21 protein-coding genes and 1 pseudogene are annotated in these 20,614 nt (G+C 34.2%); 13 read left to right on the forward strand and 9 right to left on the reverse strand.

The genetic code is table 11. From position 1 onward, the window contains the following. The first annotated feature begins 66 nt into the window (after positions 1 to 66). From NPIRD3C_RS04930 to uvrC, 4 genes are read left to right on the forward strand one after another with little or no spacing between them, the layout of a single operon-like run. Positions 67 to 690 carry a pyridoxamine 5'-phosphate oxidase family protein gene (locus tag NPIRD3C_RS04930; protein ID WP_237087749.1) on the forward strand — a complete coding sequence of 208 codons (624 nt, stop codon included), beginning with the start codon at positions 67 to 69 and terminating at the stop codon, positions 688 to 690. A gap of 46 nt (positions 691 to 736) precedes the next feature. Next, complete coding sequence (gene uvrB / locus NPIRD3C_RS04935) at positions 737 to 2,692, forward strand: excinuclease ABC subunit UvrB (RefSeq protein WP_182126849.1); 1,956 nt, start codon at positions 737 to 739, stop codon at positions 2,690 to 2,692. After that, positions 2,679 to 5,498: an excinuclease ABC subunit UvrA gene (gene uvrA / locus NPIRD3C_RS04940; protein ID WP_148703101.1), complete on the forward strand. Its 2,820-nt coding sequence runs from the start codon at positions 2,679 to 2,681 to the stop codon at positions 5,496 to 5,498. The genes uvrB and uvrA overlap by 14 nt, the downstream gene beginning before the upstream one ends. Further along, on the forward strand, positions 5,495 to 7,081 hold the full coding sequence (gene uvrC, locus NPIRD3C_RS04945) for an excinuclease ABC subunit UvrC (RefSeq protein WP_148703102.1): 1,587 nt from the start codon (positions 5,495 to 5,497) through the stop codon (positions 7,079 to 7,081). The genes uvrA and uvrC overlap by 4 nt, the downstream gene beginning before the upstream one ends. Positions 7,082 to 7,102: 21 nt before the next feature. Here the strand turns inward: uvrC and NPIRD3C_RS04950 are convergent, their stop codons facing one another. Both NPIRD3C_RS04950 and NPIRD3C_RS04955 read right to left on the reverse strand, forming a co-directional pair. Next, on the reverse strand, positions 7,103 to 7,696 hold the full coding sequence (locus NPIRD3C_RS04950) for a cupredoxin domain-containing protein (protein WP_148703103.1): 594 nt from the start codon (positions 7,694 to 7,696) through the stop codon (positions 7,103 to 7,105). A 271-nt stretch (positions 7,697 to 7,967) separates the two neighbouring features. Then, positions 7,968 to 8,348, reverse strand: coding sequence for a hypothetical protein (locus NPIRD3C_RS04955; protein ID WP_148703104.1), 381 nt, complete (start codon positions 8,346 to 8,348; stop codon positions 7,968 to 7,970). 76 nt (positions 8,349 to 8,424) lie between these two features. Between NPIRD3C_RS04955 and NPIRD3C_RS04960 the strand changes: the two genes are divergently transcribed. After that, positions 8,425 to 8,631 carry a hypothetical protein gene (locus tag NPIRD3C_RS04960; protein ID WP_012215483.1) on the forward strand — a complete coding sequence of 69 codons (207 nt, stop codon included), beginning with the start codon at positions 8,425 to 8,427 and terminating at the stop codon, positions 8,629 to 8,631. 4 nt (positions 8,632 to 8,635) lie between these two features. Here NPIRD3C_RS04960 and NPIRD3C_RS04965 read toward each other — a convergent pair whose 3' ends face one another. Further along, a complete protein-coding gene (locus NPIRD3C_RS04965; RefSeq protein ID WP_148703105.1) occupies positions 8,636 to 9,799 on the reverse strand; it encodes a citrate synthase in 1,164 nt (387 codons plus the stop codon). Between the two features lie 119 nt (positions 9,800 to 9,918). On the opposite strand from NPIRD3C_RS04965, the gene NPIRD3C_RS04970 reads away from it, so the two are divergent. Both NPIRD3C_RS04970 and NPIRD3C_RS04975 read left to right on the forward strand, forming a co-directional pair. Next, entirely contained in the window at positions 9,919 to 10,113 is a 195-nt protein-coding gene (locus tag NPIRD3C_RS04970) for a hypothetical protein (RefSeq protein WP_148703106.1), read from the forward strand. 38 nt (positions 10,114 to 10,151) lie between these two features. After that, a pseudogene (locus NPIRD3C_RS04975) lies at positions 10,152 to 11,280 on the forward strand (DHHA1 domain-containing protein). Here NPIRD3C_RS04975 and NPIRD3C_RS04980 read toward each other — a convergent pair. Continuing rightward, positions 11,281 to 11,703 (reverse strand): DoxX family protein, encoded by a 423-nt coding sequence (locus NPIRD3C_RS04980; protein ID WP_148703108.1) that lies wholly within the window; start codon positions 11,701 to 11,703, stop codon positions 11,281 to 11,283. 97 nt (positions 11,704 to 11,800) lie between these two features. Between NPIRD3C_RS04980 and NPIRD3C_RS04985 the strand changes: the two genes are divergently transcribed. After that, a complete protein-coding gene (locus NPIRD3C_RS04985) occupies positions 11,801 to 12,907 on the forward strand; it encodes a DUF3179 domain-containing protein (RefSeq protein WP_148703109.1) in 1,107 nt (368 codons plus the stop codon). Then, positions 12,907 to 13,395, forward strand: a complete 489-nt coding sequence (locus tag NPIRD3C_RS04990; RefSeq protein WP_148704134.1) for a hypothetical protein — start codon at positions 12,907 to 12,909, stop codon at positions 13,393 to 13,395. The genes NPIRD3C_RS04985 and NPIRD3C_RS04990 overlap by 1 nt, the downstream gene beginning before the upstream one ends. Here NPIRD3C_RS04990 and NPIRD3C_RS04995 read toward each other — a convergent pair. The 4 genes from NPIRD3C_RS04995 to NPIRD3C_RS05010 all read right to left on the reverse strand — a co-directional run bounded on the left by NPIRD3C_RS04995 (position 13,378) and on the right by NPIRD3C_RS05010 (position 15,942). Beyond that, a complete protein-coding gene (locus NPIRD3C_RS04995; protein ID WP_148703110.1) occupies positions 13,378 to 13,746 on the reverse strand; it encodes a PPOX class F420-dependent oxidoreductase in 369 nt (122 codons plus the stop codon). The two genes, NPIRD3C_RS04990 and NPIRD3C_RS04995, sit on opposite strands and share 18 nt — an antisense overlap. Positions 13,747 to 13,903: 157 nt before the next feature. Continuing rightward, positions 13,904 to 14,101, reverse strand: a complete 198-nt coding sequence (locus NPIRD3C_RS05000; protein ID WP_148703111.1) for a hypothetical protein — start codon at positions 14,099 to 14,101, stop codon at positions 13,904 to 13,906. A gap of 44 nt (positions 14,102 to 14,145) precedes the next feature. Next, positions 14,146 to 15,423 (reverse strand): dicarboxylate/amino acid:cation symporter, encoded by a 1,278-nt coding sequence (locus NPIRD3C_RS05005; RefSeq protein WP_148703112.1) that lies wholly within the window; start codon positions 15,421 to 15,423, stop codon positions 14,146 to 14,148. 63 nt (positions 15,424 to 15,486) lie between these two features. Then, the gene (locus NPIRD3C_RS05010; RefSeq protein ID WP_148703113.1) at positions 15,487 to 15,942 is read right to left on the reverse strand and encodes a RidA family protein; all 456 of its coding nucleotides are present in this window, start codon (positions 15,940 to 15,942) and stop codon (positions 15,487 to 15,489) included. A gap of 179 nt (positions 15,943 to 16,121) precedes the next feature. Between NPIRD3C_RS05010 and NPIRD3C_RS10970 the strand changes: the two genes are divergently transcribed. From NPIRD3C_RS10970 to NPIRD3C_RS05020, 3 genes are all read left to right on the forward strand, one after another. After that, entirely contained in the window at positions 16,122 to 16,253 is a 132-nt protein-coding gene (locus tag NPIRD3C_RS10970) for a hypothetical protein (protein ID WP_255464671.1), read from the forward strand. Positions 16,254 to 16,879: 626 nt separating this feature from the next. After that, positions 16,880 to 17,737, forward strand: a complete 858-nt coding sequence (gene speB / locus NPIRD3C_RS05015; RefSeq protein ID WP_148703114.1) for an agmatinase — start codon at positions 16,880 to 16,882, stop codon at positions 17,735 to 17,737. Continuing rightward, positions 17,730 to 19,301, forward strand: a complete 1,572-nt coding sequence (locus NPIRD3C_RS05020; protein ID WP_148703115.1) for an aldehyde dehydrogenase family protein — start codon at positions 17,730 to 17,732, stop codon at positions 19,299 to 19,301. The genes speB and NPIRD3C_RS05020 overlap by 8 nt, the downstream gene beginning before the upstream one ends. Here the strand turns inward: NPIRD3C_RS05020 and NPIRD3C_RS05025 are convergent. Further along, entirely contained in the window at positions 19,289 to 20,134 is an 846-nt protein-coding gene (locus NPIRD3C_RS05025) for a proline dehydrogenase family protein (RefSeq protein ID WP_148703116.1), read from the reverse strand. The genes NPIRD3C_RS05020 and NPIRD3C_RS05025 overlap by 13 nt on opposite strands. Before the next feature lie 103 nt (positions 20,135 to 20,237). Here NPIRD3C_RS05025 and NPIRD3C_RS05030 point away from each other — a divergent pair, with 103 nt between their 5' ends. Then, on the forward strand, positions 20,238 to 20,603 hold the full coding sequence (locus tag NPIRD3C_RS05030; RefSeq protein WP_148703117.1) for an Lrp/AsnC ligand binding domain-containing protein: 366 nt from the start codon (positions 20,238 to 20,240) through the stop codon (positions 20,601 to 20,603). Positions 20,604 to 20,614 lie beyond the last annotated feature (11 nt).

The raw sequence follows: 20,614 nt of genomic DNA on the forward strand, positions 1-20,614 counted from the left end.
TTTTGGCATATTTTGTTACATTTAGTTTATTAGATCAATTCCCAAATTACAACTGATTTGAAATTAGTGGGGCGTCTTGAGATAAAGTCCTATGAGAAAATTAAGGAATTTCTTTCTGAAGAACACGTTGGACGTATCGCAAGTATTGATGAGAATGGCTATCCTCAGATAATTCCTATGAATTTTGCATTTGTTAATGATTCAATTTACATGCATTCGTATACTAGAGGTGAAAAATTAGATAACATTTTGAGAAATCCTAAGACTGGGTTTGAAGTGGATAGGGAATTAGAATTTTTGCCATCATACTTTTCACATCCTACTGATGCATCACAAGCTGATACTTTGTACATTAGTGTGGTAATCAAAGGCAAAGCAGTAATTGTTGAAGATGATGATGAAAAAACTCTGGCACTAAATGGGCTAATGAAAAAATATCAGCCTGAGGGAAATTATATTCCAATAAAAAACAATGATTTAGTTTTAGATGAGGTTGCAGTTATCAAAATAGTACCTGAATCAATTAAAGGAAAATACAAAATTGGACAACACTTACGAACTGATTCTAGATTGGTTTTGGCCAAAAAAATTCTAAAGAGAAACTCACCTACATCTAGGCAGACTCTAAAAGTTATGGGGTTTGAAGAGACTCCTGATGGTCTAAAAATGGTAGATGAACCTGTCTGGTGATTTTTAATATCACCATTGCTTTAAATTCAGTTTTTAGGGATTGTACATGTTGGAGCAAACAACACAATTTGAATTGGAATCTGAATATGGCCCTACAGGTGATCAGCCCCAAGCAATTGATCAGCTAGTCCAAGGTGTTAAAAACAAGACAGTTCAAACATTGCTAGGAGTTACTGGCAGTGGCAAGACTTTTTCTGTTGCAAATGTAATTGCAAGAACAGGAAAAAATACACTTGTAATTTCTCACAACAAAACCCTTGCAGCACAACTTTATTCAGAACTAAAACAATTCTTTCCAAAAAATAATGTTGGGTACTTTGTTTCATACTATGACTATTATCAGCCTGAAAGCTACCTGCCTCAAACTGATACCTATATTGAAAAAGATACTCAAATAAATGAAAAAATTGAAAAATTAAGACTTGAGGCTACTGCAATGCTGCTCTCAGGTGAGCCAACAATAATCGTGTCAACTGTCTCTTGCATCTACTCTCTGGGAAACCCTCAAGATTGGGAGGATTTGGCAATAACTGTAAACACTGGTGATGAAATCAAAAGAAATGAACTCATCAGGCAGTTAATAGACGCACGATATGAAAGAAATGATACTGAAGTCGCTCCTGGAAATTTTAGAGTAAAGGGGGACACCATTGACATTACCCCTGCATATTCTGAAGATTTGATAAGAATTTCGATGTTTGGTGATGAGGTTGAAAAAATATCTGTACTGGATCATGTTTCATTAAAAGAAAAAAAGAAAATTAATCAAATGAAAATTTTTCCTGCAAAGCACTATCTTATTGCCAAAGATGTTAGAAAAAAGGCAATACAATCAATTAAAGACGAACTCAAAAAACGTCTTCCTGAATTAAATGAATTAGAAAAACAGCGACTAGAGATGAGAACAAAATATGACCTGGAAATGATTGAAGAATTAGGGTATTGTTCTGGTATTGAAAATTACTCTAGACATTTTGATGGACGAGAACCTGGACAAAAAGCATTTTGTTTGATGGACTTTTTTGGAGATGACTATTTGCTAGTAATTGATGAATCCCATGTAACATTGCCTCAATTACATGGCATGTACAAAGGTGATCATTCGCGAAAAAAAGAATTGGTAACATATGGATTTAGACTGCCAAGCGCATATGATAATCGCCCATTAAAATTTGAAGAATTTGAAGAATATATTCAAAACACAATATTTGTTTCTGCTACTCCTGCTGAATATGAGAGAAAAATCTCAAATCAAATTGCTGAGCAAGTTGTCAGGCCTACTGGATTGTTGGATCCAAAAGTCGAGATTAGGCCTACAAAAAACCAAATGGATGACTTGATCCAAGAAATCAACAAAAAAGTGGCAAACTCTGAGCGTGTTCTAGTCACAACTTTGACTAAAAGAATGGCAGAAGACTTGGCTGAATATCTCTCAAAAAAACAAGTTCGAGTCCGCTACATGCACTCTGAAATTGAAGGGCTGCAAAGAACCGAACTAATCAGACAATTACGTCTTGGGGAATTTGATGTTCTAGTTGGAATCAACTTACTTAGAGAGGGATTAGATATTCCTGAAGTCTCACTGGTTGCAATTTTGGATGCTGACAAAGAAGGATTTCTTAGAAACTTTACTAGTTTAATTCAAACTTTTGGTCGAGCTGCAAGAAATGAAAATGGAAATGTTATCATGTATGCTGATAAAATTACACAATCAATGAAAAATGCAATGGATGAAACAAAACGTCGTAGGGAAAAGCAAATTCTATACAACAAAACTCACAACATTACTCCAAAGACAATTATCAAATCTGTTCCAGAACAAGTAACAACTCTAGATGATTCAAAACTAAAATCCACTCATGACATTGCAACTGATATTATTGATTTGGAGGCTCAAATGAAAAAATATTCTGAAGATTTAGATTTTGAACGTGCAATTGAGTGCAGAGATAGAATAAAAAGACTAGAAAAGGAGATTCAAATAAAAAATGACCGAAAATAAATTAAAGATTCGTGGTGCACGTCATCACAATCTCAAAAACATCGACATTGACATTCCAAAAAATAAACTAGTTGTAATTAGTGGGCTGTCTGGTTCTGGAAAATCTACTTTGGCTTTTGATACAATTTATGCTGAAGGACAAAGACGATATGTTGAATCACTTTCTGCATATGCACGTCAATTCCTAGAGATGATGGATAAGCCTGATGTTGATTCTATTGAGGGCCTATCTCCTGCAATTTCTATCCAACAAAAAACTACCAGTAAAAATCCTCGCTCTACAGTTGGAACTACTACTGAAATCTATGATTACATGAGATTGCTTTACGCTCGAATTGGCATTCCTTATTGTACAAATTGTGGACGAAAAATTTCAACACAATCAATTGAAACCATATGTGATTCTGTCCTAAGAGAATTTTCTGGCAAAAAGATTCTCATCTTATCTCCCATTATTCAAAGGAAAAAAGGAACATATGAAAAATTATTTGAACAAATCAAGAAAGATGGATACTCTCGAATACGCCTAAATGGAGATATTTTGAGCCTAGATGAGGAGGTTCCTCCACTTGATAGGCAAAAATGGCACAATATTGAGATTGTAGTCGATAGAATAACAACTGAAAAATCTGAACGCTCAAGACTGTTTGAGGCAATTCAAACTGCACTCAAAGCATCAAAAGGAGATGTAATGATTGCATCTGAAAAAACTGAAAAAATCTTCTCTCAAAATAATGCTTGCCCTTATTGTGGATTGACTGTGGGTGAATTGGAACCAAGGAATTTTTCATTCAACTCTCCGTTTGGTTTGTGTAAGGAATGTAATGGTCTTGGAGTAAAAATGGAATTTGATCCTGATCTAGTTATTCCAGATAAAACAAAATCTATTTTGGATGGTGCAATTGTTCCATGGAGTGGAAGATTTTCATCATTTCGAAGGCAAGCACTACGAGCAGTTGGAAAAAAGTTTGGATTTGACTTGATGACTCCTATTAACAAAATAAAATCAAAACATCTTCAAATTATTTTGTATGGAACCGACGATCTAATTGACTTTAACTACCGTTCAAAATCTGGTGATTCTTCATGGCAATACACCAATGCATTTGAAGGTGTATTATCTAATCTGCAACGAGTTTTTATTGAAACTGATTCTGAATCAAAACGTGAATGGCTAAAACAATTCATGCGAGATACTCCATGTAATGCCTGCAATGGAAAGAAACTCAAACCTGAATCACTTGCAGTAAAAATCAATGACAAGGGAATTATGGATGTTTGTGATTTATCAATTGATCATTGTTATGATTTTTTCTCTACACTAAAACTAACTGAAAATGAACAATACATTGCAAGAGATGTCTTAAAAGAAATCAAAGAACGTCTTGAATTTTTAATGAATGTTGGCTTGAACTATCTTACACTAAACAGACTAAGTTCTACATTGTCTGGCGGTGAATCTCAAAGAATTCGACTTGCTACTCAAATTGGCTCTAACCTGACTGGTGTTTTGTATGTACTTGACGAACCTACAATTGGCCTCCACCAACGAGATAATGCACGACTCATTAAAACGCTAAATAAGCTACGAAATCTAGGAAATACTGTCATTGTAGTAGAACATGACGAAGAAGTCATACGAAATTCAGATTGGATGGTAGATTTAGGTCCTGGCGCTGGAGTAAATGGCGGAAATGTGGTTTTTGAAGGAACTGTCAATCAAATTCTAAACGGCCACAAATCTGTAACTGGAGATTATCTTAAAGACAGTTCATTAATTACATTACAAGACAAAATTAGAAATAATTCTGGAACACTTGTAGTACAAAAGGCATCTGAAAATAATCTTAAAGACATCGATGTTGAAATTCCTTTAGGACTCTTTGTTTCTATTACTGGTGTTTCAGGTTCTGGAAAATCCACATTAATTAATGATATCTTACTTAAGGCATTAGAGAATCATTTTTACAAATCAAATGTAAAACCTGGAAGTCATAAGAATATTGTTGGCTTGGAAAATATTGATAAGGTTATTGCAATAGACCAATCCCCTATTGGCAGGACACCTCGTTCAAATCCTGCAACATACATTGGAGCATTTACTCCTATTCGAGAGTTGTATGCAAATACTGAACTCTCAAAAGAACGTGGCTATGCTCCAGGGCAATTCTCTTTTAATGTTGCAGATGGACGATGTTTTGCGTGTGATGGCGATGGAGTAAAACAAATTGAAATGCAATTTCTATCTGATGTTTATGTAAAATGTGATGAATGCAAAGGCAAACGTTACAATTCTGAAACGTTATCTGTTCTTTACAAGGGAAAAAATATCTCAGATGTTTTGGATATGACTGTCTATGAGGCTCTCAATTTCTTTGAGAACATCCCTGCAATAAAACGAAAATTGCAAACAATCTATGATGTTGGATTGGGATATATCAAACTTGGACAATCATCTACTACTTTGTCTGGTGGTGAGGCCCAAAGAGTCAAACTGGCCTCTGAATTATCAAAACGTGGTACTGGAAAGACCTTATACATCCTCGATGAGCCTACAACAGGACTTCATTTTGCAGATGTTCAAAAACTTCTTGATGTACTTAATCGATTGGTAAACCTAGGAAATACAGTTGTAGTTATTGAACACAATATGGATATTATCAAAAACTCTGATTGGATAATTGATTTGGGGCCTGAAGGCGGTGATGAGGGAGGCAGAGTTGTTGCAATTGGCACTCCAAAAGAGATTGCAAAAGCGCCTGGAAGTTATACTGGAAAATATCTTAAAAAACTGCTAAAAAAATGACTTTTAACATCTTACAAATTATCATTCCTACTGATCCTGGTATCTATTTGATGAAAGACTCTGATGGAAAAATAATTTACATTGGAAAAGCAAAAAACCTCAAAAAACGTGTAAAGTCATATTTTCTAAAAAACCAAAACTACAAAACACAAAAACTAGTGCAAAACATTTCTGATATTGAATTTGTTCTAACTGACAATGAAAGTGAAGCTTTTCTTTTAGAATCAAACATGATCAAAAAATATCGACCACGATTCAATATTGAATTAAAAGATCAGCAGCGATATACCTACCTTAGAATATCTGATGAAAAATATCCAAGATTACTAGTTGCAAGGAGAACCAGAGATGGAAAATTTCTTGGCAAAGGAAAAACTTTTGGTCCCTTTACCCAAGGTAGTTCAAAATTACTTACTATTGGTGCATTACGTAAAGCATTTCAAATTAGAATCTGCAAAACATTGCCAAAAAAAGTGTGTCTTGAATATCATTTGGGAAATTGTGAAGGCCCCTGTGAATTCAAAGATGCTCAAGATAGATACCCAAAACATGTTGCTGCATTAGAAGAAGTACTTAAAGGAAAAAACCAAACAAAAATTTTTACAAAAAAATTAGAAGAGGAGATGCATCAGGCAGCTGATTTACAGCAATTTGAGCGTGCAAAAGACATTCGTGATACTTTGATTAGACTTGGAAGCCTGCAAACAAAACAAAAAATGGAATACGTAAAAAACTCTGATGAAGAATATTTTGGTATAGGGATTCAGGATCAATCTGCAACTGTAATGAATTTTAGAATGATTAATGGAGTGATTCGAGACAGTGACAAATTCTTTTTTGATTTGGTAGGTGATAACTCCTTTTCAAATTTTCTTTTTCAATATTACTCCACACACAAAATTCCAAAATACATTATTGTAAATGAACTTCCTGAAAACCATGATCTCTTAGAATCCCTATTTTCAGAGCAGGCAGGTTTTAGTGTAAAAATATCTATTCCTACTAAAGGCAAGAAAAAAGACATTGTTAATTTAATTTTAAAAAATATTGATCTGATTCATACAAAAGGAGGTGAGCCTGGATTGATAGAACTACAGGAAATTCTTCATCTTCCTCAAACCCCTAATGTCATTGAATGTTTTGACATCTCAAATCATGGTGAAGATTTTGCAGTAGGTTCCATGGCACAATTTGTAAATGGAAAGCCAAACAAATCAGGATATCGTAAATTCAAAATTAAAACAGTTTTTGGTAGAGATGATTTTGCAATGATTGGTGAAATTATTAAAAGAAGATACTATAGATTACTAGAAGAAAATTCTGAATTACCTGATTTGATAGTAATTGATGGTGGAAAAGGACAACTGAGTGCTGCTACAAAGTCTTTGCAATCACTTGGATTAAAACTTCCGTGTATTTCATTGGCAAAAGAAAATGAAGAAGTATATGTTCCAAAAAATAAAAAACCTATCATAATTCCAAAGAACAAACCTTCTTTGAAAATTTTACAATATGCTAGAGATGAAACTCATAGATTTGGTGTTACATACAATAGAATCATTCGTAAAAATCAGATAAAATAAGAAAAAAGAAAAAAATTTTGGTTAGTTCACTGTTACACTACCGACCATCCAAGGATGTACCATACAGAAGTAATCATAGCTTCCTGCATCATTGAATGTGAATGAGTAAGATGCTCCACCCATTACTAAACTACTGTCAAAGACACCAGATGGTCCATCTGCTGGACTGCCACCAGTAACTGTGTGTGCTGCTGTGTCTACGTTAACCCATTCTACTGTGTCTCCTGCAAATATTATGATATCTGCTGGTAAGTAACATGCGTTAGTTTCCTCACATCCTGGAACTGAAGTACCTGCTGGCATTTCAACTGTATATGTTTCTGGTCCTGGTGCGTGTTTTTCTGTTTCTTCTTTGATAGTTTCACCTATTTCTTCAACAACTTCTTCAACTTCCTTCATTACTTCTTTAGGATTTTCCTTTACCTTATCTGCAATATCTGCAAATGGGTCTGTCTGAGCTTTTGGCTCTTCTGGAATTACCGCCATTGGTTTGGATGTTGTTGGTGTAGCTACATAACCTTGGTTTTGAGCTGCATCGCCATACATCGCAAATGCAACTCCGATAGCTACAATTGCGATTGAAAATCCAATTGCAGCTTTGTCTATACCTGCCATAATTAATCTCAGACCATCTAGGTGCTAAATAAATCTAATCTGTATTTTCTCTATGTTTTTCATTATTTTTTTCTGATAAATTATGATCTTTCAAATTTTGTAAATTTTTTTCATATTTTCTAAAAATTTATTGAAAATTCCACATGATCGCTTTAATCTAACATTAATTGTTGTCAATGAATTTGAACAATTCTTTTTTTTATGATTCTACTTTGTACTAACATTATACAAAGCAATTGAGCTGTCACCATGTAACTGCCCGTTTTTGGTCTTAAGCTCTTTTGCCTTTGATATTTTTTTGTGATTCAATAACCTCAAATTCCATTTTTAATTTTCTTTGTGTGATTAGTTGCTTTATGAATTGCATTCTTTTTTTGATAAATTCATCATTAATCTCTTGATTTAATTTAAAATGATCAAACATAATCTTTTCATTACATTTTACTTTGATGTGATCCATATCCTTTATGATGAACACACCAATTGCCCAAAAGAGACCGACATGAAATGCAATGTATTTTGATTGCAAATCCGTCACTTTATTTTTGTACATTTGAACATGTTCTCTTTCTTGCTTCGCGGTGGAATCACCAGTTTCAATAATCCATGAGATTTTTTCATCATTCCCATCAAAGTAGAAAACATGTTCCAATTGTCATCCAAAAAGTGGTTTTTTGTCAATATATTTTGAATCCTTCACTTATGATCAAAGATTGAAAGGTGTAGATATGCTTGAATCTCACGCCTTCTTTTCAAAAATGGTTGATGAACTCGTGGAATTCTCTGAATATGATCCTGAATTAGCTGATGGAATAAAGTGGCTTGATGAGCAGGCACAGAAAAAAGGTATCACATTTTATGATATGGTTTTTGAAGTGTTATACAAGCATGATGTAAATTCTAAAGCTAAAGATTGGCTTAGCACAAGAAATTAAAAAATTATTTTCTCAAGTCTAGTGTTTTGTATTCACACCCTTCAGGACCGCAATACTTTCCAACATAGGTTGCTTTTGGTCTGTATAAAGCTGGTTTTGGTGCAGCTTCTGCAAACTTTTCTTCTATGATATGTGCTGCCCATCCAACAACTCTTGATATTGCAAATATTGGAGTGTTCAAATCTACTGGAATTTTTAGCATATAGTAAATTGATGCACTATACAAATCGACATTTGGATAGATGTCTTTTCCTTTTTGTGACTTCATTTCAGAAATAGTTGCAGTCTCAATTTTTTCTGTCATATCAAACCATGGCTCTTTTGTTTTTTCTGCAAGTTTTCTTGATAATTCTTTTAGTACTTGTGCTCTAGGATCATAAGTTCTGTAAACTGCGTGACCCATTCCCATTATTCTTTCACCGGCACTCATTTTCTCTTTAATCCATGGTTCAACTTTTTCAATTTCTTGAATTTCTAATAACATCTTCATGACTTCAGTGTTGGCTCCTCCGTGTAACTCTCCACTTAATGCTCCAATTGCAGCACTAACTGCTGAATACATGTGAGCTCTAGTTGACGCAACTTGTCTGGCTGTAAATGTTGATGCGTTGAATGTGTGGTCTGCATGTAAAATTAAACATACATCAAAAACCTTCTCTACTTCTGGGTCTGGTTTTTCTCCTGACATCATGTATAGAAAATTTGCTGCATGACTTAGAGATGCATCTGGATCCACTATTGGTAATCCATTTCTAATTCTCTGCCAACTTGCAATTATAGTAGGTGTTTTAGCAATTAGGTTGATTGCTCTATCATAACTTGCTTCTTTGTTTGAGAATTCCTCATCATAATATCCTGCAAGTGCCGCAACAAATGCTTGAAGCATATCCATAGGATCTGCATCTTTTCTCCAATTTCCCATGTTTTTTTGCATCTGTTTTGGAATGTATCTTGCCTCAACTAATTTTGAATTAAATTCATCAAGTTGTGCCTTTGTTGGTAGATTATCATAAAGCAGCAAGTATGCTGTCTCCTCAAATGTTGAATTTTTAGTAAGATCTAAAATATCAAATCCTCTATAGATTAGCTTGCCTTTCTCACCATCAATGTTTGAAATTCTTGTATCTGCAACCTCAATTCCTCGTAAGCCAATATTTTTTGTCTCCATACTGAGCCTAGCAAAAATTCTTCTATTATATTTTCGCTAAAATTATGTCTATGAAATTTAGTAATTAGTCTAATATGCCAACTTTTGGTCCTAAATGAGAATTTTTAATCAAAAATTAAATGACTCCAGTAGAACGCAAAAAATTACAGAAACTTGATGATTTAATCCTTAATGCATCTTCTGAAGAATTAAAAAAAATTCAAGAAATTGATCACCAAAACCAGATGGAGGGACTGTCTCTTTATGATGTATATCTTGATTCAAGCTCTTTGATAAATCAAAGCGTCAAAAAACCATCTAGAAAATTAAAGTAACCATTCTTCATTTAAATGAGGGGTTGTAGTTTTTCTTGATATTGGCTGCATCAAAGATAAAGAAACCTGTCGCAAAAAAAATCAACAACTAAAAAGGCTACAAAAAAAAGTTTAACAAAAAAGACTGCAACTAAAAAAACTGTTAAAAAAACACCAAAAAAAGCAGCTAGCAAAAAAATTACAAAATCAAAGCGCATCAAAGTAATTTGTATTTCTCATAAAGAAGATGCTGATGGCATTAGCTCTGCAGCATTAATTCGACAAGCATTTGGCGGAGATGCTGTATTAGTTGATTATCCTGGTCAGATGGAGGCATTACAACAAGTAATTAAAGATGAAAAATTAAAATCATTATACATCTGTGATTTGGGTCTGAGTAAAAAAACTCAAGATGAGTTTATTGATATTATGAAAACTTTGAGAAAAAATAAAGTTTCAATTACATACATTGATCACCATGATATTGATCCTAATGTTGTAAAGTCCTTGCAAAAACTCAAAGTCAAAGTAATTCATGACATAAACGAATGTACCACTGTTCAAGTTTACAATGCTTTCAAATCAAAACTAAATGAGCATGCCACCTTTGTTGCAACATGTGCTGCTATTACTGATTATATGGAAGACCGCCCATTAGGTTCTAAATTACTTCAAATGTATGATAGACAATTTGCACTCATTAGTGCTACTGTTCTAACATACAATATTGTTGGACACCAAAAGGAACCTGATTATCTGTTGTATTTGGTTGAAGAGCTAGCCGAATCTAAATTCCCTCATGACATTCCAAACACCTTTGAGTTTGCACAAATTCAAGTTGAAAAATTATCACAAATGATTGCCAAAGTCAAGGCAGGCATGAAAACAATGAAGAATCTTGGATACATGGAGATTACCGATGCAGGTGCTAGTGGTGCTGTCAACTTTGTGATGGGATTATCTGGAAAAGATGTTGGTGTTGCATACAAAGAAAGAGTAGATCATGGAATCTATGCTGTATCTGTTAGAGGCTCTAAAAACTGCAAAGTGCATTTGGGAAAAATCGTCAATATTCTGGCAACTGATCTTGGTGGCTCTGGCGGTGGCCATAACAGAGCATGTGGTGCAGTAATCCCAAAACCAAAAATAAAAAAATTCATTACAGAATTAAATAAAAAAATAAAATAATCACTGTAAGAATCTAGGTATTCTTTTTGCAACATGGGCAATTGAAATTCTACCTGGACCTGCTGCAATAATTGCCAGCACTGCTGCAAGCATCACCAAATCCCATTCCCATCCTCCTTGGGATACAAAGAATCCACTTTCCCATCTAATGTGAAATATTGCTCCAAGCAAAATTATTGCAAACACTGCACCAGTAATCCTGGTTAGAACTCCTGCAATCAACAAGATTCCTCCAATGAATTCAGCTAATGCAATTGGTAATTGCATTTCTGGAGGCATCCCAATACTTGATAACCATTCTTGCCAACTAGGATCAAACTTCTTTAGACTGTGTACAAGAAATATGGCTCCTATCGAAGCACTGATTCCCCAATGGGTGATGTCATGCAAGATGTTTCCTTTGAGAACTGCTTCTGTTTTCATGCGTACACGACCTTGAATTTTATTAAAAGGATTTTTCCAAATTAAACCCCAAGTTGGAACAATTGTTTAATATTTTGTAAACTCAATTTATTGCAAATTGAACTTCAAAGTAGTACTTCCTGTCATAGCAGTTGCTATTGCAGTTGGTGTATTGGTAATTTCTTTTGATGACAACTCTGTTAAAGTTACTCCTAGTACTACAAATTCTGAGATTCAAGGCACTGAATTAACAGTAATGGAAACTGATGGGGTAAAGCATCTGATTCCACTTGAAAAAATTAAAGGTGGAGGACCTCCTAAAGATGGAATTCCATCAATTGACAATCCTGTGTTTGCAACAGTTTCTGATTCTCAATTCATGTCTGATTCTGATACTGTAATTGGTCTGGAAATTAATGGTGAGGCAAAAGCCTATCCAATATTCATTTTAGTATGGCATGAAATTGTAAATGACAGAGTTGATAGCACTCCAGTGGCTGTGACCTATTGCCCCTTATGTTATACAAATCAAGTTTTTAAGAGAATTATTGATGGACAAGAAGTAGAGTTTGGCACATCAGGAAAACTCTACAACAGTAATTTGTTGATGTATGATAGACTAACTGAATCTTATTGGAGTCAGGCACTTGGAAAAGCTGTAAAAGGTGAACTTACTGGATATCAACTTGACTTGGTTCCATTTGATGTGATTACTTGGGGTGATTGGAAGAAACTTCATCCTGACACACTAGTGTTAACTACTGATACTGGATATATCAGATCATATGCAACTGATCCATATGGAAATTATTACACAGAACCTCGAATAATGTTTCCAGTAGAAAACAACGATGATAGAATGCATCCTAAGGAAATTATCATCGGATTTAATCAAGATGGTATTTACAAAGCTTACAAACAAAGTGACATTGAATCCAAAACAATAATCAATGACTCTATTGGTGATGTTCCTTTAGTTTTGATGTCTTTGTATTCTGAAAATTCTCGTGCATTTGAGAGAACTATCAATGGTCAAGTTTTAGAATTTGAATATTCTAATGGAAAAATAATTGACATTCAAACAAACTCTGAATGGAATTATGATGGTTTTGCAATATCTGGCCAATATGAAGGAAAACAACTTCAAAGGATGCCAATTGAGCCTGGATTTTGGTTTGAATGGGTTGCATTTCATCCTCAAACTCTAGTTTATGGTGATGTATGATGAGACCTATTCAAAAAGCAATTCTTGTGGGAATATTGACAATAGTTGTTTATCTTTCAGTAGTTGTAGCTACAACTCCTGCATTAGAACCTCTTGCAGCAATTAGTGCAGCATTTCAGCTAAACTCTATTGTCATATTTGGCATGGGTATTGGAATTGGTCTTCAAATATTTTTGTCTGAAAAAAGCAAACTTCTTGGATGCAAATTAAGTGTTAAGAGAAAAGCATTTGGTGGAAATTCTGGAAGTACGGCTGCCACGTCATTTTTTTCATTTTTCTCTCTTGTCCCACTTGGTTGCTGTGGTTGGTGGCTCTATGCATTATCTTTACTTCCAAGTGTAGTTGGAACTGGAGTTTCTGCTATTCTAATAGAGCATAGTCAAGTCTTAGCATATTCTGGTCTGGCAATAATCTTTGGATTTGCAGGACTAACTGCATTAAAACTAAAAAAAGAGCAGAGATTACAAAATTCACTTAATCTTAATTGAGAATGCCAAAAGTTCTCCCTTACTTTTTGTCAAGAATCTTGCCATTTTGGAGAAAAATCCATATTTTTTGTCTCTTCTCTTTACAGCTTCTTTGATTTTCTCTTCATCTAAAATTTCAGCAATACCTGAAACCCATTTTCCTTTAATGTCTCCCTTTATTGTACACGTTGCAATTTTTACTTGATTATTATTTTTGAGACGCTTTACTTTTCCTGTTTGGTCCCGAGTCACAACAAAAATTTGATTGTCCTTTATTGTAAACCAGACAGGTGTTCTGACTGGTGTTCCATTTTTCCTATAGGTCTCAACTGAGATGTATTTTTCAGACTCTATCTCTTCTAAGTACTTCAACACTTAGCCTTGATTTATGAATCATTTAGGTTTATTCTTGAGTCTTCTGAGTATCTTTTTTACTTGTCTATATGCAATGACTGGAGGGATACAATATGGGCATCCTATTTGAGCAATCGAACAACAGCAATAACACTGACACTCTCCTTTTTCGTGATTACATTCTTGGCAGGTCATATTTTTTACTTCTAGCTCTAGATCTTAATCTTGTTTTGCAACAAGGACATATGTTTTCTTCTGTAAGAAAAAATATTGCACATAACGAACACCACTTTTGTCCTATTTTGTAACGAAGATTATTTGTAAATGATGTTGATTTCAATCGCTCACACACTCCTTTGCATATCTGAACCATGATTCAAATTATTAGAAAATCTATTTAAGAAAATTTCCAAATTCTCAATTTTTATCTCCAGTTATTTCATCAAACGCACAAGACGCAGTAAGATCACCTGTAACATTTATCATTGTTCTAATCATGTCCAAAATTCTATCTACTGAAAGTAACAGTAAGATCCCAACTGGGGGAATGCCAACTGTAATTAGTATTGTTGATAAGACAATTACTCCTGCACCTGGTACTGCGGGGGTTCCAATAGAAGCTAAAAGTGAGGTTATGATAATCACTAGTATTGATATCATGCTCAACTCTATTGCGAAAAGCTGTGCCAAAAAGAAGACTGCTATTACTTGATACAATGCAGTACCATCCATGTTTATGGTTGTTCCAAGTGGAATTACAAATTTTGAAACTCTGTTATCTATTTTCAGATCCTCTTCTGCAGTCTTTAGTGTAACTGGCATTGTAGCCATTGAACTGGCTGTTGAAAAGGCAAGAGTTTGTGGATTGCGGAATTTTGAGAATGTAGAAAATATTGGTCTTTTTGCTACAAACTTTAAGATAAACGCGTATACTAATAACATGATTCCAAGACCTAGGATTACTGTGGTCATGTATACCCCCAGCCCAACCATTGTCTCTATGCCTACAGTAGCTACCATTCCAATGATCAAACCAAAAACTGCAAACGGTACAATCTTCATGGAGATTAATAAAATGTGTAATGTGATTTTTTGAATTGATTCTAGTAAATCTAACAATGATTTAGTAGATTCCTTTGGAAGAACTGCCATTGATAGTCCTACAATAACTGCCATGACCAAGATGCTAAACATCTGTCCTTCAAGATATGAAGAAATTGGATTTCTTGGAATTATGTTGGATACTGCATTTGGAATATCTTCAAATGAAAAACCTTCTGTGACTTTAAGATCATCTTCTGAAATGTCATGAGCTTCTTGAAGTGAAGTAAGATCAAGCATGCTTCCTGGAGCAATAATGGATGCAAGAAGTACTGCTACAAGTATTGAAATTGTTGTAGTAATTACAAAGTATGTTCCAATACCTAACCCTAATGTTTTCATTTTTTCTTTTGCTCCTATATTGGTAATGGCAACTACAATTGATGCAAAAATTAATGGAACAATGATCATCAAAATTATACTCAAAAATATGTTGGCAGGAATTTTGAGATATGATGAAAGAGAACTCAAAGTATCCTCATCTAATCCAACACCAACATCATCTCCTAAGACCAACCCTACTCCTAATCCAAGCAGCAAAGAGATTACAACTTGCAACCACAAGTTTTTAAAAATATAATTTTTTAATGTCATGGATGCTCTTAGGGTTTCACCATTTTCATTTGATATAAGAACTACTAACAGAATCTGTGAATTCTAATCTGATAGTTCAACTATTGCGTCAATTTCAGTCATTGAATCAAGTGGTAAGCTAGTAACCCCTACTGCAATTCTTGAATGCTTTCCCTTTTCTCCAAAGACCTCAAACATCAAGTCTGATGCTGGGTTGATAACTTTTGGTTGCTGGGAAAATTCTGGAATTGAATTGACAAATCCTGACAGTCTTACAATTCTAGATACTTTGTCCAAACTTCCTGTCTCTCTTTTGATTTGAGCTAGTATGTTTATTGCACAACTTTTAGCTGATTTCTGAGCAGTCTCCAAATTATCATCTGAGACCTTTCCAGTGTATGCTACTTTGCCATTTTCTAATGGAATTTGCCCTGATATGAAAAGTAAATTTCCTGTCTTGACTACTGGGATATAATTTCCTGCAGGTACTGGGGCTTGTGGTAACTCTATTCCTAGTTCTTTGAGTTTTTTTTCAGACAAGATATTAGTTGCGTTTTTTTAGTCTGATTTTAATTTTTACTTACTGACTATCAGGGTATGTTTAGTTTTCATTTTAATAATATACACTGAGTAAAATCTAAAGAAATGAAATTGATTTGATTTGGAACGGAATCAACTACATTATTCCTTAATTATCTATTAATCATTATATGTGAATTATGAAAAAACAAACAAAGAAACCACAAATTAACAAAAACAATAAAACAAAACCTGAAAATCTTATGAAAAAGGAATATGTCGAGACTCTTGAAGAATTAAAAAAAGAAATCCAAAAGGATGTGAAAAAATAAATGACATACCATTGCAAATATTGTAAATTCACTTGGGATTCGTCTGAAGGAGATAGTCAAAAATTACTTTTACATGAAAAAACTCACAAAAAGTTAGAGATATACGTTGAGGACTAGTTGTCATACATAACATTAAATCAAGATGCCTGCAAACATTTTGCATCAATAAAAATCCCTGTAATTTCTTTATGACTGTTTCAGAGTCTTTGATGTCTATCTCTAAAACAAGCCCATTCCTTTATCCAAGTTTTTCAACATATTCGGGAGGAATCTCAATTTCAAAGTGATCATCCTGTTTGGTTAATCTGGTTGTTTTTAACAACGACATTTTTTGATTAGTGTTCTCTGCTATCTAAGAATGAGTTATTGAAAACTAAATATTTTTTTAAATTTTTTAAAATAATTTGTAAAATTTAAACATGTTTTAAGGTTTTTTCTAATCCTATTTTAGTGGTGAATGCATACTAGTACTAAGGAGCCAACACAATATCCGTTGTCATGTAAACTCCATCGTGTTACTGGTGCTTGTCTACCGCAGCATTACGTAAAGGATGATTAGTTGGCATCCTGATTTTGAGAAAAAATCTTGATAAAAACTACAAATTCTATGCATATGTATAGAGATTATGGAAAAAATTTGCTGGGCAAACACTGAGAACTTTGATGATGCTGGCTATGTAATTGTAGGGATTCCAGATGAATCCAAATCCCATTCATTAAGAACAGGCACCGAAGAAGCACCATCAAAAATACGGCAAATATCTAACTTACGAGACTCGTATGATCGAGATGGAACAATATCCTTGGGTCGTCCGTTTAGAGGAACTGAAAAAAAAGTATGTGATCTTGGAGATATTGAAAGAAACAAGATTAAAGACACTTTTGAAAAAATTTCCTCCTCATCAAAAATCCCGATTTCAATTGGAGGTGACCACTCCATCACTTTAGATATAATTACATCCTTGTCAAAAACTAATGAAAAAATATCGCTTGTGTATTTTGACGCACATCCTGATTTTGTTAGTTCTCATACAAACTATTATGGCTCTGTAATTACTGATGTACTGCCAAATATTGACATTGCATCCAGCATTCAAATAGGAATTCGTACTCCTGAAGAAGAGGAATTGATGAATATTAAAAAAAATAATTTTAACGTAATTACACCTTTTGATATTAACATACAGGGATTAGAAAAAATAGCCAATTCAGTTATTGATAAATTGGGAAAAAATGTTTACGTCTCTTTTGACATGGATTGTGTTGATCCTTCTTTTGCACCTGGAGTTTCTGTTCCTGTACCTCTGGGTTTGAACAGCGTTGATTGTGTATATTTACTGCAAAGAATTGCAGAAAAAGGAATCATAGGAATGGACATTATGGAAGTTTGTCCAAAATACGATGTCAAAGACAGAACGTCTCACTTGGCTTCTAGAATCATTTCAGAAGTTCTTTTTTCATCAGGTGAAAACAACAATGATTGAATTTCAAAATGAATTCACTTGGGGAAAGGCAGTGTCTACAAACTCTATCCAAGAATTTCATGAAAAATTTGAAAAATCTTTAGATGGCGCAAAAAAAGAACTTGGAAAAAAATATCCAATTATTGTCAATGGTAAGGAAATATATTCTGATGAAAATTTTACTGTAAACTCTCCTGCCAACACTCAAATCAAAATCGCTGAGTTCCCAAAATCTTCCATCTCTGATACAAATAATGCAATATCAAGTGCAAAAAACGCATTTGAAGAGTGGAGTGGCATGCCGTTTCAAAAACGAATTAAATCATTTAGAGATTGTGCCGATTATTTTTCTTCAAAAAAATTCTTCTTGGCCTCGATTATGACCTTTGAGAACGGAAAGAATCGCATTGAGGCTATGGGTGATGTTGATGAAGCCATTGACTTTATGCGCTTTTACGCATATCAGATGGAAAAAAATGATGGTTTTTGCAAACAGACCTATCATCCAAGCCCTAATGAAAAAACTCAGGTAATTATGAAGCCTTATGGTGTGTGGGGAATTATTTCTCCATTTAACTTCCCTTCTGCAATAGCAATTGGTATGAGTACTGGTGCATTGATTACTGGAAATACTGTGGTCTTAAAACCCGCAAGTGATACTCCGTTGTCTTCTTTTTATTTTGCCAAATACCTATTTTCAAAAATTCCTGCTGGTGCAATTAATTTTGTTACTGGTTCTGGAAGTATAGTTGGAAAAACTTTGATTGAAAGCCAAAGTGTTGATGGTATCGCTTTTACTGGTTCAAGAGAAGTTGGGTTGAGAGGATTTCAGGAATTTACAAAGACTACAACAAAACCGTTCATCTCTGAAATGGGAGGAAAAAACCCTACTATTGTCACGAAAAATGCTGATTTAGAAAAGGCAGTTAATGGTGTTATGAATGCAGCATTTGGTTATGGCGGACAGAAATGCAGTGCATGTTCCAGAGTTTACGTTCAAAACGAGATTGCAGATAAATTCATTGAAAAGTTAGTTGAAAAAACAAAAGAGATCAAGATTGGCATGCCTTGGGAAAAAGATGTGTTTCTTGGCCCTATAATTAACTCAGATGCAAAATCAAAATTTGAAGATGCCTCTAAGATAGCTAAAACTGATGGACATATTCTAACTGGTGGTTCTTTAATCAAAACTGACTTGTTTGAAAATGGTTATTTTGTGCAGCCCACTATAGTTGAAAAATTGCCTGAGGGACACAAGCTGATGAAGGAAGAATTGTTTTTGCCATTTTTGTGTGTACAAAGATATGAGAATTTTGATGATGCGATAAAGCTTGCAAACAAGTCAGAGTACGGATTAACTGCAGGAATTTTTTCAGAAGATAAAAACCAACTAGAAGAATTTTTCTCAAAAATTCATTCAGGTGTTGTATATGCAAATCGTTCTGCCAGCGCAACTACGGCTGCCTTGGTATCTAGTCAGCCTTTTGTAGGCTGGAAGAACTCTGGAACCACTGGAAAAGGTGCAGGAGGAGAAAATTATCTACAGCAGTTCTTGAGAACTCAAACCCAAACTCACTGTGATTGAATTAAAGAACTTCCAAGCAGCAATATGTTTCTCTTTCTTTCTTTGATTCTTCTAATAGAATATGAAAACCAATTTGTTCCATATGGAATATAATCTGAAACAACAAATCCGTTTTTTACAAGATCCCCTTTGATTTCTTCTCTTATACCTTTAAGAAACTCAAACTCAAACTTTCTTGGATATTTTTTTGATAATGACTTTGCTTTCTTTATGATTTTGTTGTCATGTGATGCAATTGCAAACTCGTTTCCTTTTTTGAATAAAATTGTCATCAGTCTTGTGTATCTTTTATCGACATCCTCTCTGGTCTTATATGATATCCTTGACTCTTCTCTGTATGCACCCTTTACAAGACGAATTTTTGCGCCAATCTTTATCAGATGATTTAGATCGTCTTCTGTTCTTTTAAGATTTGCTTGCAAAGCAATCCCCAATCTTTCATATTTTGAAAAAAACGAACTATACAACTCGATTGTCTCATCTGTATGCTCTGATGATTCCATATCCAACCAAATAAAGACATGAGCATCGCTTGTTTTTTGAATAATCTCTTCCAAGCTTTTGTAACATCGTTTCTGACTAATTGACAATCCTATCTGTGTGGGTTTTACGGAGATTGCTCCTCGAATATTCCATTTCTTAAATGAATTAGCAATTTTTTGATAGTCGTTAATTGAATCCTGAATTTGTTTTTTTGTGGTGTGGTATTCTCCTAGCTTGTTGATTATTGCATGTCTGCCCATGCCATACGCATCTTTGGCCGATGATAGTGCATCATCAATTGTATCTCCTGCAATCCATTTTTTTGCAATTTTAAACAAAAATTTTTCCATTAGCTGTGTCCCTGAAACCACATCACATGTTTAATTTTGATAATTATATGATTTTAGTTCAAATTACCACAAGGAAGAAATTTGATGAAACCCATCTATAATCATGGATACTGCTTTTGTCTTGATTAATTGTGAGCCTGGAAAAGAGCCATCAATTATACAAAAATTACATGAAATCAAGAACATTACTGACGTTCAAGGGACATATGGAATTTATGACATTGTTGCAAGAATAGACTCAGACGACAAATCACAACTTGAAAATATAATTTCTGACCAAATACGAAAACTTGACAATGTTAATTCGACTTTGACGCTCATTCCAACTGAACCTGCAGAAGGACTTGCAGATTTGATTCCAGACATCATTCCAGATGTCATTCCCGAACAGAAAAAACCCTTAGAAGAACAAGATTCAATCTCTGATGAAGAGGATGTTGATGAAGATTACGAAGATACTACAAACTAAATTAGTATAAG

The sequence above is a fragment of the Nitrosopumilus piranensis genome (genome assembly GCF_000875775.1).
Classification (GTDB): Archaea; Thermoproteota; Nitrososphaeria; order Nitrososphaerales; family Nitrosopumilaceae; genus Nitrosopumilus; species Nitrosopumilus piranensis.